The sequence below is a fragment of the Lacinutrix sp. 5H-3-7-4 genome (assembly GCF_000211855.2).
Taxonomy (GTDB): Bacteria; Bacteroidota; Bacteroidia; order Flavobacteriales; family Flavobacteriaceae; genus Lacinutrix.
This window is the reverse complement of record NC_015638.1, coordinates 2167051-2180148: the sequence shown is the minus strand read 5'-3', so window position 1 is coordinate 2180148 and position 13098 is coordinate 2167051. Positions and strand designations below refer to the sequence as shown.

The window sequence follows — 13098 nt, the reverse complement described above, 5'->3', positions numbered from 1 at the left end:
ATATCTTAAATCCTTCAAACAAAACCAATACCATGCAAACTAAAAAAAGTATAAAACTTATTCTACTTACAGTACTTATTACAATTACTGCTTGTAAAAAAGAAGAACAAAAAAAAGAAACTGTAATGGCAGACAATTTATTACTTGAAGAATGGACTGGACCTTACCAAGGTGTTCCTGCATTCGATAAAATGAAGGTTGAAGATGTAAAAGACGCTATTGAAAAAGGTATGGCATTAGGTCTTGAAGATATTGAGGCAATAGCAAATAATCCAGACGAACCAACTTTTAAAAATACTATTGAAGCCATGGAGCGTGCTGGTAAACCTTTAAACCGCGCATTTACATACTATGGTATTTTTAGTAGTAATATGAGTTCACCAGAGTTTAGAGAAGTCTCTTCTGCTTTAGCTCCTAAACTTTCAGAATATCGTTCTAAAATAAACCAAAACGAAAAATTATTTAAACGAATAAAAACAGTATATGATGCGTCTCAAAAAACACCTTTAGACGCAGATCAACAACGTGTTGTGGAGCTGGTTTACAAAGGTTTTGAAATGAATGGCGCAGAACTCGATACCGAAAAGAAAAAACGTTATGCTGAAATAAATAAAGAATTGTCTTCTTTATACAGCGATTTTTCAAATAACGTATTACATGATGAAGAAAATTATATTACCTACTTAACAAAAGACCAATTAGATGGGTTGAGTGATGGTTTTATAAAATCGGCAGCAGCAATTGCAACCGCAAATGGCGAAGACGGAAAATATGCCATAACAAATACAAGATCCTCAATGGATCCCTTTTTAACCTATGCTACAAACCGAGAATTACGTAAACAAGTTTGGACAAATTATTACTCTCGTGGCGATAATGGTGATGAATATGATAATAATGCTATAATCGCAAAAATTTTAAAATTACGTCGTGAACGTGTAGAATTATTAGGATACGATAATTATGCCGATTGGCGCTTACAAGACCGTATGGCTAAAACACCAGAAAATGCCATGAACTTAATGATGGCTGTTTGGCCAGCTGCCATTGCACGAGTAAAAGAAGAAGTTGCAGATATGCAAGCTGTTGCAAATAAAAATGGAGATAACATAACTATAGAACCTTGGGATTACCGTTTTTATGCAGAAAAAGTACGTAAAGCAAAATACGATTTAGATAGCGACGAAGTAAAACAATACTTACAATTAGATAAACTTACACAAGCTTTATTTTATACTGCTGGACGATTATTTAATTATAACTTCAAGCCTATTACAGATGGTAGCGTACCTGTATTTCATGAAGATGTAAAAGTTTGGGAAGTTACAGATAAAGACTCTGGAGAGCATATTGGTTTATGGTATTTAGACCCATTTGCAAGACAAGGTAAACGCTCTGGAGCTTGGGCAACAACTTACAGAAGTTTTACAACCTTTGATGGAAAAACCAATGTATTAGCATCTAATAACTCAAACTTTGTAAAAGCTGCACCTGGTGAAGCTGTTTTAGTATCTTGGGATGATGCCGAAACATTTTTCCATGAGTTTGGCCACGCATTACACTTTTTCTCTTCTAATGTAAAATACCCAACACTAAATGGTGGCGTGAGAGACTATACAGAGTTTCAATCTCAATTATTAGAACGCTGGTTATCTACAGATCAAGTTATAAACCAATTTTTAGTGCATAACAAAACAGGTGAACCAATGCCAGAAGAACTGGTATCTAAAATAAAAAAAGCTTCTACATTTAATCAAGGCTTTGGTACAACAGAGTATTTAGCATCTGCTTTAATGGATATGAAACTACACTTAGCAGATCCTGAAAATATAGATATAGATAAATTTGAACGCGAAACTTTAGCCGAATTAAATATGCCAAAAGAATTACCAATGCGTCACAGAACACCACATTTTGGTCACGTTTTTTCTGGTGAAGGTTATGCTACAGCATATTATGGTTACATGTGGGCAGATGTTTTAACTAGTGATGCATCTGAAGCTTTTAAAGAAGCTCCAGGAGGATTTTATGATGCAGAAGTTGCAGAAAAATTAGTAAAATACCTTTTTGCTCCAAGAAATAGCATGGATCCTGCTGAAGCTTATAGATTATTTAGAGGACGTGATGCTAAAATTGAAGCATTAATGAAAGATCGTGGTTTTCCTATTACCAAATAATTTAAAATAATATATATGGCTACTACTACTCCAGAACATGATAAACGCGTGGCTGACTTAACATTTTCATCTGTATATCCACATTATGTAACTAAAGTTGAAAAAAAAGGAAGAACCGTAGAAGAGCTTCATACTGTTATAGAATGGCTCACTGGTTTTAATGAAACCACATTAAATACTTTAATTGAAGAAAAAGTAACCTTTAAAACTTTTTTTGAACGCGCCAAACTAAACGCCAACGCACATTTAATAAAAGGTGTTATTTGTGGCTATAGGATTGAAGACATTACTACTCCTCTAACAAAACAAGCGCGTTATCTAGATAAGTTAATAGATGAACTTGCTAGAGGCAGAAAAATGGAGAAAATACTAAGAAGCTAAGAAATATTTTTATTATGAAAAAAGCGACATCGGTTGAAGAGTATATAGAAAATAATGCCCATTTTAGTGATGTATTAAATACGCTAAGAGAACTTATATTATCTACTAATTTAGATGAAGCCATTAAATGGAGCGCACCGGTATATTCGTATAACGGTAAAAATGTTATTGGTTTAGCTGCATTTAAAAAACATTTTTGCCTTTGGTTTTTTAATGGTGTCTTTTTAAAAGATAAAAACAACCTATTGGTTAATGCTCAAGAAGGAAAAACAAAGGCCTTAAGGCAAATGCGTTTTGACACTTTAGATGATATAGATAAGCCAATAGTATTAGCCTACATTAAAGAAGCTATAGAAAACCAAAAACTAGGCAAAGAAATCAAGCCTGTTCGTACTACTAAAAAAGATATTACTATTCCAGATTTATTAAAAAATGAAATAAATACAAATATAGATTTTAGTAATGCTTTTAAAGATTTAACGCTTTCTAAACAGCGTGAATACTGTAACTATATTATAGATGCAAAAAGAGAACCCACAAAAATCAAAAGGTTAGACAAAATTAAACCTATGATTTTAAATGGTATTGGTTTACATGATAAGTATAAAAACTGTTAAGAGATAAATAAAAAAAACCTCAAGTTTACACTTGAGGTTTTTTTTATTATTGGTTATAATAATTACTTTTTTACTGGTGCATTTAGTGCCTTACTGCTTTCCATAGAAATTGCAGCTCGATCGAACTTTAATTTTCCAGACATAGTTTCTATTATGCAACTATTATCTTTTTCATTTAGTTCTACAATTTTACCATGCATACCACTTTTGGTAATTACTTTATCGCCACGCTTTAATTCAGCAGCGAATTTTTTTTCGTTTTTAGCACGTTTCATTTGTGGTGCAATCATAAAAAAGTACACTACAGCAAACATTGCTAAAATTGGTAAAAAGCTTGAAATTTCTCCCATTACTTAATTGCTGGAGATAAAGGTTGTGCTTTTCCTGGTGCGTTAGGATCTGGCTTTACAAAAGAAGTTATTTTAACTACTTCTCTTCCTTTTTCTGTATTTGCTGTTACAGTAATAGCTTTAGAAGTTTTCCCGTTTCCTTTACCGTTAAATTTAACTGTAAATTTCCCTTCGTCTCCTGGAGCTAAAGGCTCTCTAGACCAATCTTTAGGAATTGTACATCCACATGAACTTTTTACATCTGTAATTACTAAAGGAGCTTCACCTGTATTTTTATATGTAAATACTGTTTCTACTGGTGTTCCATTAATAATTTCACCAAAATCATGTTCAGTTTTATTAAACTCAATAACTGGATATTTTGAAGATGCTGCATCTCTAACCGCTGCTGCTGTTACGTTGCTTTCATCAATTTTTTTTGTTGCATCTTCTTTACAAGAAGTAAATGCCATCATGCATAATGCACTAAATACTACTAATACTTTTTTCATAATTAAATTTTATTTATTTTGGGTAATGAGCGTAAAAATAATAATATTTTTTCACTACATCAACCCACGGCCAACTTTATTTAGTTTTCCTTCGTTTTCATATTCTTTTACCAGCTTATCTAAAATACCATTTATAAAGACTTTACTTTTTGGTGTTGAATATTCTTTAGATATTTCTAAATATTCATTTATGGTCACTTTAGTAGGTATAGATGGGAAATCTTTAATCTCACATATACCCATTTTTAGTAATAGGTAATCAATATTTGCAATACGATCTGCATCCCAATTGGTAGTTTTAGATGCGATTTCTTTAGATAAAATACTTTGGTTTAAAAGTGTTTTTTTAAACAATTTAATTGCAAATTCTTTATCTTCTATGTTTTTATACAACTTAGGCATAAAATGAAATGCGTCTGACTCTGGTTTTACTTTACGTAAAAGTTTTAATATTGATGTATTGACTGTTGGTAAATCGTCTAACCAGGTTAAGTGTTTATCTTCAATATAATCGTAAAGCTTATCGTTAGGAGCTATAATTTCTTTAAATACATCTACAATAAAATCTCTATCTTCATAAAATGTAGATGTTTTTGTTTTTAAATAGTCTTTATATAGGTCACTTTTAAGTATTGCTCTAAAAATAATTTCTACATATTCACTATCTAAATCCCAGTTTATAGTTTTAATTTCATTAATTCTAGATTTTAGCTGCTCATTATTTTTAAGCATTGCTAAAACTTCGTTACTAATAAATTTTCGGTTAGGATTTTTTTCTTCGTCTGTTGCCAAGTGTTTTTTACTGGTTTTCTCTAAATGACTCTCAGCACGTTCTTGCACAGCAATTAAAAGCGAGATAATTAACAAGTACAAATTGTACATATTATCTATACTGTAAATTAAAAATTTTTGATCTTTAGAAAAATCATCGCTTTCTGTACCTTTAAAGGCGTACAATACCTGCATAACTTTAACCCTAATGTGTCTTCTACTTAACATCTTTACAAAGAACTTAAAAAAATTAGAGCGAAAGTGGTAGTCACTTTCGCTCTGCAAAAATAGTATATTTTATGAATACTTAGCTATTAGAATTTTCTTTTTTTCTAGCATTTATTCTTTCTTGTGCAATGTTTAAAGCAGCTTGATGTGTTGTAACTGCATTAGCTTCAGCATTAGATAAAATTTCTAGTGTTGTATTGTAAATATTTTCAGTTTTACGCATAATTTCGGTTTTACCGTAGTTCTCTAATTCTGCATAAACATTAATAATCCCACCTGCATTTATTAAAAAGTCTGGTGCATATACAATACCTTTATCTTGTAACATTTGACCATGAATATTTTCATTTGCCAATTGGTTATTTGCTGCTCCAGCAATAATTTTTGCTTGAAGTTTATTTATTGTATCGTCGTTAATAGTTGCACCTAATGCACATGGTGCATAGATGTCTACTTTTTCAGAATAAATATCGTTTCCTTTATAAATTTCTGCGCCATACTTAATACTTACTTCGTTTAAGCGACCTTCGTTAATATCTGAGATTATAACTTTTGCACCTTCGTTAGTTAAATGTTCTACAAGAGATTCACCAACGTGACCAATACCTTGTACAATTACAGATTTGTCTTCAAGAACATCTGTACCAAACTTATATTTTGCAGCAGCTTTCATTCCCATAAAAACGCCATAAGCTGTAATTGGAGATGGATTTCCTGCTCCACCTTTACTTTCTGAAATTCCTGTTACATATGGTGTTACTTCACGTACCAAATCCATATCGCTGGTTTCCATACCAACATCTTCTGCTGTTATATATTTACCGCTTAAAGAGTGTACAAACTCTCCAAAACGTTTCATTAATTCAGGCGTTTTTTGTGTTTTAGCATCACCTATAATTACGGCTTTACCACCACCTAAATTTAAACCTGTTATGGCACTTTTAAAAGTCATACCACGAGATAAGCGTAGCACATCATTTAATGCTTCCCACTCGTTCTTATATTGCCACATTCTAGTACCTCCTAAAGCAGGACCTAATACTGTATTATGTATGCCTATAATTGCTTTTAATCCTGTATCTTTGTCGTTGCAAAAAACAATTTGCTCATGATTATCGAATGATAATTGCCCAAATACTGGATCTATTTTATGTAATTCGTTTGTATTAATAACTTCTGATACCATATATATTAGTTTAATTAATGGAATTTAGTTTTACACATTATGTAAAAAGAACGCGCAAAAATAACCTATTATTAATTTTTTTGCAAAAATCGGGATGTAAATTTGAATAATTGTTAAAAACTTTAAAACTACAATTTCTGTAAATGAAAGAATTACAGCACCTTAACAAATATTTCCTTAAATATAAAAAACAGCTTATACTAGGTATTGTTATTACAATTGCATCTAAGTTATTTACTGTGTTCATTCCCAAGCTAATATCTAAAATTATAGATAGTATTAGTGCCGAGATGCAAAACGCGACTGAAAACTTAGAGGTTTTTAAATCGGTTTTATTAGAAAGCATACTCCTTATTATAGGTACTGCTATTGCTACTGGGATTTTAACTTTTTTTATGCGTCAACTTATTATTAATGTATCGCGTTATATAGAGTTTGATTTAAAAAACGAAGTCTACCAACAATACCAAAAGCTCTCTTTAAATTTTTATAAAAAAAATAGAACTGGAGATTTAATGAACCGCATTAGTGAAGATGTTGGTAAAGTAAGAATGTATGTTGGTCCTGCTATAATGTATAGTATTAATACCATTACTTTATTTATAGTTGTATTGGTGTTTATGTTTAAACAAGCACCACAACTTACATTATATACTATAATTCCATTACCAATATTATCGGTTTTAATATATAAAATTAGTAAACAAATACATAAGCGAAGTACTGTAGTACAACAATATTTATCTAAACTTTCTACATTTACTCAAGAATCTTTTAGTGGTATTTCGGTTATAAAAGCCTATGGAATAGAGCCACAAACTGCTACTAACTTTAATAATTTAGCTGAAGGCAGCAAACAAAAACACCTACATTTAGTACAAATTCAAGCTTTCTTTTTTCCTATGATGCTTTTATTAATAGGTATTAGCAACATTATTGTTATCTATTTTGGTGGCAAACAATATATGGCTGGAGAAATTTCTTTAGGAAATATTATAGAGTTTATAATGTATGTAAATATGTTAACTTGGCCAGTAGCAACCGTTGGTTGGGTAACCTCTATTGTACAAGAAGCAGAAGCTTCGCAAAAAAGAATAAATGAGTTTTTAAAAGTAGAACCAGAGATTAAAAACAAAAATACGTCACTATCTAAAATAACAGGTAATATTAGTTTCAAAGATGTACACTTTACATATGACGACACTAATATTCAAGCTTTAAAAGGTGTAAGTTTTAATATAAAAGCGGGAGAAACATTAGCTATTATAGGAAAAACTGGTTCTGGTAAATCTACAATTTTAGACTTAATAGGCCGTTTGTACGATATAGACTCTGGAACACTATTAATAGACAACACACCAATAGACCAGTTAAATCTATATAACCTACGCGATGCCATTGGTTATGTACCTCAAGACGCCTTTTTATTTAGCGACACTATAAATAACAATATTAAATTTGGTAAAGAAAATGCAACAGATAATGAAGTAATTGCTGCTGCAAAAAATGCACAAGTACATAAAAATATTAGCAAATTTGCTAAGCAATATGAAACTGTTTTAGGAGAAAGAGGTATTACTTTATCTGGAGGACAAAAGCAACGTGTATCTATTGCTAGAGCAATAATTAAAGATCCAGAAATATTATTATTTGACGATTGCCTATCTGCCGTAGATACAGAAACTGAAGAAAAAATACTTAACAACCTAAAAAAGGTTTCTGCTGGAAAAACGACCATAATTGTGAGTCACAGAATATCATCAGCTAAAAATGCAGATCACATTATTGTTTTAGACGATGGTAAAATTGTACAAAAAGGAACACATAGCGGCTTAATTGATATAGATGGTTATTATAAAGAGCTTTATTTAAACCAATTAACCGAAAACACATCCAATTAACAACAAATAGAAGCTTTAAAAGAAAAACCCTAAAATGTTGTGTGGTTTTAATTTTTTTATATTTTTGAAACACAAAATAACACAACAACTAAAAAACTATGCATAATAACGAGATGATGGAGAAAGAGGAAATTTACTCGAAAGTTTTAAGAGCCGGAAGACGTACTTATTTTTTTGATGTTCGCGCTACTAAAGCAGGAGATTATTATTTAACAATCACTGAGAGTAAAAAATTTACAAACGACGATGGATCGTTTCATTATAAGAAACATAAAATTTACTTGTATAAAGAAGATTTTTCTGAGTTCAATTCTATTTTACAAGAAATGACAGATTATGTTATAGCAGAAAAAGGAGACGAAGTTATAAGTGATCGTCACCAAAAAGATTTCAAAAAAGAATACAACACTCCTACTCCAAGCACAGAAGCAACTGCTACAGTAGAAGAAACAACATCTACTCAAACTGCAGAAAGCAGATTTACAGATATTGATTTTGATGATATTTAAAATTAAAATACTTAAATAAAAAAAAAACACCATTTCTAACGAAATGGTGTTTTTTTATTTATATACTTTTTTTTATTTAAGACACTGGCGTTCCATTTTTCACTTGCTCTTCAGGGTTTAGTAACATTACATCTTTACCATCAACAGCGCCTATAACTAAACATTCACTCATAAACTTACCTATTTGTTTTTTAGGAAAATTAACGACAGCCAAAATTTGCCTATTTAGTAATTCTTCTTTTTTGTAAAGCGTTGTAATTTGTGCCGAAGATTTTTTAACGCCCAAATCACCAAAGTCTATAACCAGTTTAAAAGCTGGATTTCTCGCTTCTGGAAAATCGTTAACCTCTATTATTGTACCAACGCGAATATCGACTTTTGTAAAATCTTCAAATTGAATTGTATTGCTCATGCTGTGAATTTACAAAAGTTGTTTTTACTGTACAAGACTTTTAAATAATTGCGTTAATCTTTATATAAGTTAGGTAACTGTAGTTTAAACCTTACTGCTAAAATACGTGTTATAATTACAACTAAACCAGCTATAATAAACACAAAGTTACCTTCTATAGGTAAACGTTTAATTATAAAATATGCTATACCGCCTAAAATACATGCCGTTGCATAAATTTCTTTTCTAAAGATTATAGGTATTTCGTTACACAAAATATCGCGTATTACACCACCAAAACAAGCAGACATTGTACCTAAAGCAATACAAATAATAGGATGCAATCCTGCCGAAATACCACGTTCTATGCCTACAACAGTATACAAACCTATACCAATAGTATCGAAAAGAAATAATGATTTTCGTAAATAATCTATTTTGGTTTTAAATACAACTGCTAATATTGTAGAAGTGAATATTACATAAACAAAGGTCATATCTTTCATCCAGCTTACTGGTGTTTCACCAATAAGCACATCTCGCAATGTACCGCCACCAACTGCTGTAACAAAGGCAATAATTAGAATACCAAAAGCATCCATTTTTTTATTTAGCGCCACTAACACTCCCGAAATTGAAAAAGCAATAGTTCCTAAAATGTCAATGATGTAAAACATGTTTTAAATACTTTTATAATAAGTCAAAGCTCTATTTAAAAAAATAAAGACTATACCTTACATATTTTGAGTGTAATAATTATAATCTTTAAGTACTGTGTTTAAAAACTCAACAGGTGTTTCTATTGGTTCTACTTGCATTACCTCTTTAACACGATTATTAAGTTTTAAAATAACATTATGGTTTCCGTGTCGTTTTGCATCTTCAAAAACAGTTTTTATGGTTTGTATTTCTGCATCTTTAAATAAAGTAACTTGACTGTATTTTGGTATATAAGATGGATCTATTTCTTTAATAATTGTATCGCTTAATTTTACCTTTCGTTTTTCAGTAATTACGGTAGTTCCTGCTGCAATATCTCCAACACGCTGCCCATTTCCTTTTAATAAAATAGTTAAGGTTGCTAATCCGCCACTGGTGAATACAACATCTACCAAACGTAAAATCCAGCGTACAAAATAATTACCAAATCCAGCTTTAGAACCATCTAATTTTACAACGCGTGTTTTCACTAAACTTTTACCAACGGTTTGTCCGTCCCAAAATGTTTCTAATAGTACATAATATAGAAAAGCAGGAAGTGAACATAATAAATATATAGCCCAAGAATCGCGCGGATCTAAATCTAATTTTATTAATAGTAAGTATACAAGTATTATATAAATATATATAATTGCAGAGTCTATAATGTAACCAAGCATCCTATCTACAATACTTGCGGCATTTTGCTCAATCGCTATATTTTGAGCCGTTTCTATTTGAAATTCCTTCATATTTTCTTTTCTTTGAAAGCAAAAGATATATTAAATGCGTGAAGCTGCTTTCGTAAAGCAAAATAAGGATAAATGGTTAACATTTGAAAATGTTCTATCAAATAAAACTTCTATAACTCCAGAAGCCTTATCAAGCCTTTATATTGAAATTACAGATCACTTAAGCTACGCTAAAACTTTTTACCCTAATAGTAATACAGAAGTCTACTTAAATGGGCTAGCTTCTTCTGCACATCAAAAAATTTATAAAACAAAAAAAGAATCTAAAAACAGGATTATTACTTTTTTCACTCAAGAGTTTCCTTTAATGTTTACACAACATCATAGAGAATTACTTGTAGCCTTTTTAGTATTTGCTCTTTTTGTTGCTATTGGCGCATTCTCTGCTGCTAACGAAGGTGATTTTGTTCGTGGTTTTTTGGGCGACGGTTATGTAAACATGACCTTAGATAATATTGAAAAAGGCGACCCAATGGGCGTTTATAAAGAGCAAGGCGAATTTAACATGTTTCTTGGCATAACATTAAATAATATAAAGGTAGCTTTAATGGCTTTTGGCTATGGTATTTTATTAGGTATTGGCTCTTTATTTATTATGATGCAAAACGGTATTATGCTTGGAAGTTTTCAATACTTTTTTTATCAAGAAGGATTACTTTGGGAATCGGCAAGAACCATTTGGATTCATGGAACTATAGAAATTTCGGTAATTATAATTGCTGGCTGTGCTGGTTTAGTTTTAGGAAACAGCATGCTCTTTCCTGGTACTTATACACGATTAGAATCTTTTAAACGTGGCGCTGTAAACGGACTAAAAATTTTAATGAGTACTATTCCATTTTTTATACTTGCAGGATTTTTAGAAGGCTTTGTTACAAGACATACCGAAATGCCAGACTGGCTAGCTATTTTTATTATTTCAAGTTCATTAGCCTTAATACTTTTTTATTATGTGTATTACCCAATAAAATTAAATAAGCAAAAACAACAGGAAAAACTTGCAAATAACCAAACGAACAAAAACCAACAATAAATGAAACAATATATAGAATTTAAAAAGAAACGTGAATTAGGAGAAATATTTTCAGATACTTTTGCTTTTATTAGAAACGAATACAAACCTTTTTTTAAAACTATAATAAATGTTGCTGGACCCTATTTAGCCTTATTTCTATTTGGCTTAGTATTTTACATGTATGTAGTTGGTAATAGTTTTTCTTTTAACTTTCAAGATCCAGACGCATTTCCTACAGAGAATTTTGCTATGATTTTTGCTGCTTACGCTGCATATTTAGTTACTGCAATTTTAGCTTATACCTTTACAGTATCCACTGCATTACATTATATAAAATCTTATGTAGATAATAATGGTACAACAAACCTACAAGAGATTAAAGCCAGTGTACACCAGTCTTTTTGGGGATTTTTAGGTCTTTCTATTTTAAAAGGTTTAACGCTAGTTGTTGCCATTATGTTATGCTGTTTACCTATCCTCTATTTCATGATTCCTATGGCAGTGGTGTTTCCTATATATGTTTTTGCTAAAAAAAATGCAACAGATGCTTATGGAGAAAGTTATAGTTTGGTAAGAAACGAGTTGGTCATGACAGGAGTCACTGTATTTTTAATTTGGCTGGTTTTAATTGTAATTGCATACTGTTTCATGATTCCAATCATGATGTACTCTTACATGAAAATGGGTGTTTTTTCTGGAGAGTTTGATCCTGCAAATATGGATTCATTTGTAGATCCTGTTTATATCGCTTTAAATGTGCTAAGCTCATTCTTTCAATTTCTACTTAACCTCGTATTTATTGTTGCTTCGGTATTTATTTATTTTAGTTTAAATGAAAAAAAGAACTTTACAGGTACTTTTGAGCGTATAGATTCTTTAGGTAAAACCGAAGAATAATATGCCAAACCTAAGTTGCTTCTTTTTATTTTTATTTATCTGCTTTTTAAGTCTTGGCCAACAAGACGCAATGGCATTGCAAGACAATGATTCCTATTACAAAAAACAGGATATTAAAAAAGAAGACCTTGAAAAATACACGCAAGACAAAGCCTTTAATTATAAAGAAACTATAGAAGACCCAGATAATTGGTGGACACGATTTAAGCGCTGGGTTCGTAATGGATTAATGAAGTTTTTCGAGTGGCTTTTTGGTGGCTCTAAAGCCGAAGGCATTGTATGGTTTATTTTTAGAGTATTACCATATATTTTATTAGGAATACTTATATTTTTACTTATTAGGTTTTTTCTAAAAGTTAATAACCGAAATCTAATTTATGGTGAACAAAATAAAGCTACAATTAATTTTACAGACGAAGAACAAATTATAAAAAACGAAGATATAAATGCTTTAATAACCGAAGCTATAAAGCAAAACGACTACCGTTTAGCAATTAGATATTATTACTTACTAACGCTTAAAAATTTATCTGAAACCAATATAATTGATTGGCAATTACAAAAAACAAATGCAGATTATATAAACGAAATTAAAACCAATACCATACAAGCTCAATTTGAAAAAATTACTAAAATTTACGATTATGTCTGGTATGGAGAATTTAAAGTAGATGCTTTAAAATTTGAAAGTTTAAAACTTGCTTTTATAAACCTTAACAACCAAGTAAAATAA

Annotated in this window: 15 protein-coding genes; 8 read left to right on the top strand and 7 right to left on the bottom strand. The window is 30.7% G+C overall.

Annotation, left to right across the window (positions count from 1 at the left end):
- Positions 1 to 32 precede the first annotated feature (32 nt).
- Genes LACAL_RS09750 through LACAL_RS09740 form a run of 3 tightly spaced genes read left to right on the top strand, consistent with a single transcriptional unit; the run spans position 33 to position 3175 of the window.
- Positions 33 to 2177, top strand: a complete 2145-nt coding sequence (locus tag LACAL_RS09750; RefSeq protein WP_013870560.1) for a M3 family metallopeptidase — start codon at positions 33 to 35, stop codon at positions 2175 to 2177.
- 15 nt (positions 2178 to 2192) lie between these two features.
- Positions 2193 to 2558 carry a DUF2200 domain-containing protein gene (locus LACAL_RS09745; protein ID WP_013870559.1) on the top strand — a complete coding sequence of 122 codons (366 nt, stop codon included), beginning with the start codon at positions 2193 to 2195 and terminating at the stop codon, positions 2556 to 2558.
- A 14-nt stretch (positions 2559 to 2572) separates the two neighbouring features.
- The gene (locus tag LACAL_RS09740) at positions 2573 to 3175 is read left to right on the top strand and encodes a YdeI family protein (RefSeq protein ID WP_013870558.1); all 603 of its coding nucleotides are present in this window, start codon (positions 2573 to 2575) and stop codon (positions 3173 to 3175) included.
- A gap of 62 nt (positions 3176 to 3237) precedes the next feature.
- On the opposite strand, the gene yajC is transcribed toward LACAL_RS09740, so the two are convergent.
- The 4 genes from yajC to LACAL_RS09720 form a co-directional block, all read right to left on the bottom strand.
- Positions 3238 to 3525: a preprotein translocase subunit YajC gene (gene yajC / locus LACAL_RS09735; protein ID WP_013870557.1), complete on the bottom strand. Its 288-nt coding sequence runs from the start codon at positions 3523 to 3525 to the stop codon at positions 3238 to 3240.
- Positions 3525 to 4016 carry a DUF1573 domain-containing protein gene (locus LACAL_RS09730; RefSeq protein ID WP_013870556.1) on the bottom strand — a complete coding sequence of 164 codons (492 nt, stop codon included), beginning with the start codon at positions 4014 to 4016 and terminating at the stop codon, positions 3525 to 3527. The genes yajC and LACAL_RS09730 overlap by 1 nt, the downstream gene beginning before the upstream one ends.
- 54 nt (positions 4017 to 4070) lie before the next feature.
- Positions 4071 to 4982, bottom strand: coding sequence for a transcription antitermination factor NusB (nusB, locus tag LACAL_RS09725; RefSeq protein ID WP_013870555.1), 912 nt, complete (start codon positions 4980 to 4982; stop codon positions 4071 to 4073).
- Positions 4983 to 5094: 112 nt separating this feature from the next.
- Positions 5095 to 6201 (bottom strand): Glu/Leu/Phe/Val dehydrogenase, encoded by a 1107-nt coding sequence (locus LACAL_RS09720; protein WP_013870554.1) that lies wholly within the window; start codon positions 6199 to 6201, stop codon positions 5095 to 5097.
- 143 nt (positions 6202 to 6344) lie between these two features.
- On the opposite strand from LACAL_RS09720, the gene LACAL_RS09715 reads away from it, so the two are divergent.
- Positions 6345 to 8102 (top strand): ABC transporter ATP-binding protein, encoded by a 1758-nt coding sequence (locus LACAL_RS09715; RefSeq protein WP_013870553.1) that lies wholly within the window; start codon positions 6345 to 6347, stop codon positions 8100 to 8102.
- Positions 8103 to 8200: 98 nt separating this feature from the next.
- Positions 8201 to 8611: a PUR family DNA/RNA-binding protein gene (locus tag LACAL_RS09710; protein ID WP_041301456.1), complete on the top strand. Its 411-nt coding sequence runs from the start codon at positions 8201 to 8203 to the stop codon at positions 8609 to 8611.
- Positions 8612 to 8687: 76 nt separating this feature from the next.
- Here LACAL_RS09710 and LACAL_RS09705 read toward each other — a convergent pair whose 3' ends face one another.
- The 3 genes from LACAL_RS09705 to LACAL_RS09695 are packed head-to-tail and all read right to left on the bottom strand — an operon-like array spanning position 8688 to position 10453.
- Entirely contained in the window at positions 8688 to 9023 is a 336-nt protein-coding gene (locus tag LACAL_RS09705; protein ID WP_013870551.1) for a tRNA-binding protein, read from the bottom strand.
- Positions 9024 to 9076: 53 nt separating this feature from the next.
- The gene (locus LACAL_RS09700; RefSeq protein WP_013870550.1) at positions 9077 to 9679 is read right to left on the bottom strand and encodes a trimeric intracellular cation channel family protein; all 603 of its coding nucleotides are present in this window, start codon (positions 9677 to 9679) and stop codon (positions 9077 to 9079) included.
- 57 nt (positions 9680 to 9736) lie between these two features.
- Positions 9737 to 10453, bottom strand: a complete 717-nt coding sequence (locus LACAL_RS09695; RefSeq protein WP_013870549.1) for an RDD family protein — start codon at positions 10451 to 10453, stop codon at positions 9737 to 9739.
- Positions 10454 to 10487: 34 nt separating this feature from the next.
- Here LACAL_RS09695 and LACAL_RS09690 point away from each other — a divergent pair, with 34 nt between their 5' ends.
- Genes LACAL_RS09690 through LACAL_RS09680 form a run of 3 tightly spaced genes read left to right on the top strand, consistent with a single transcriptional unit; the run spans position 10488 to position 13098 of the window.
- A complete protein-coding gene (locus tag LACAL_RS09690) occupies positions 10488 to 11486 on the top strand; it encodes a stage II sporulation protein M (RefSeq protein WP_013870548.1) in 999 nt (332 codons plus the stop codon).
- Entirely contained in the window at positions 11487 to 12365 is an 879-nt protein-coding gene (locus LACAL_RS09685) for a hypothetical protein (protein WP_013870547.1), read from the top strand.
- Position 12366: 1 nt separating this feature from the next.
- Entirely contained in the window at positions 12367 to 13098 is a 732-nt protein-coding gene (locus LACAL_RS09680; protein ID WP_049791494.1) for a hypothetical protein, read from the top strand.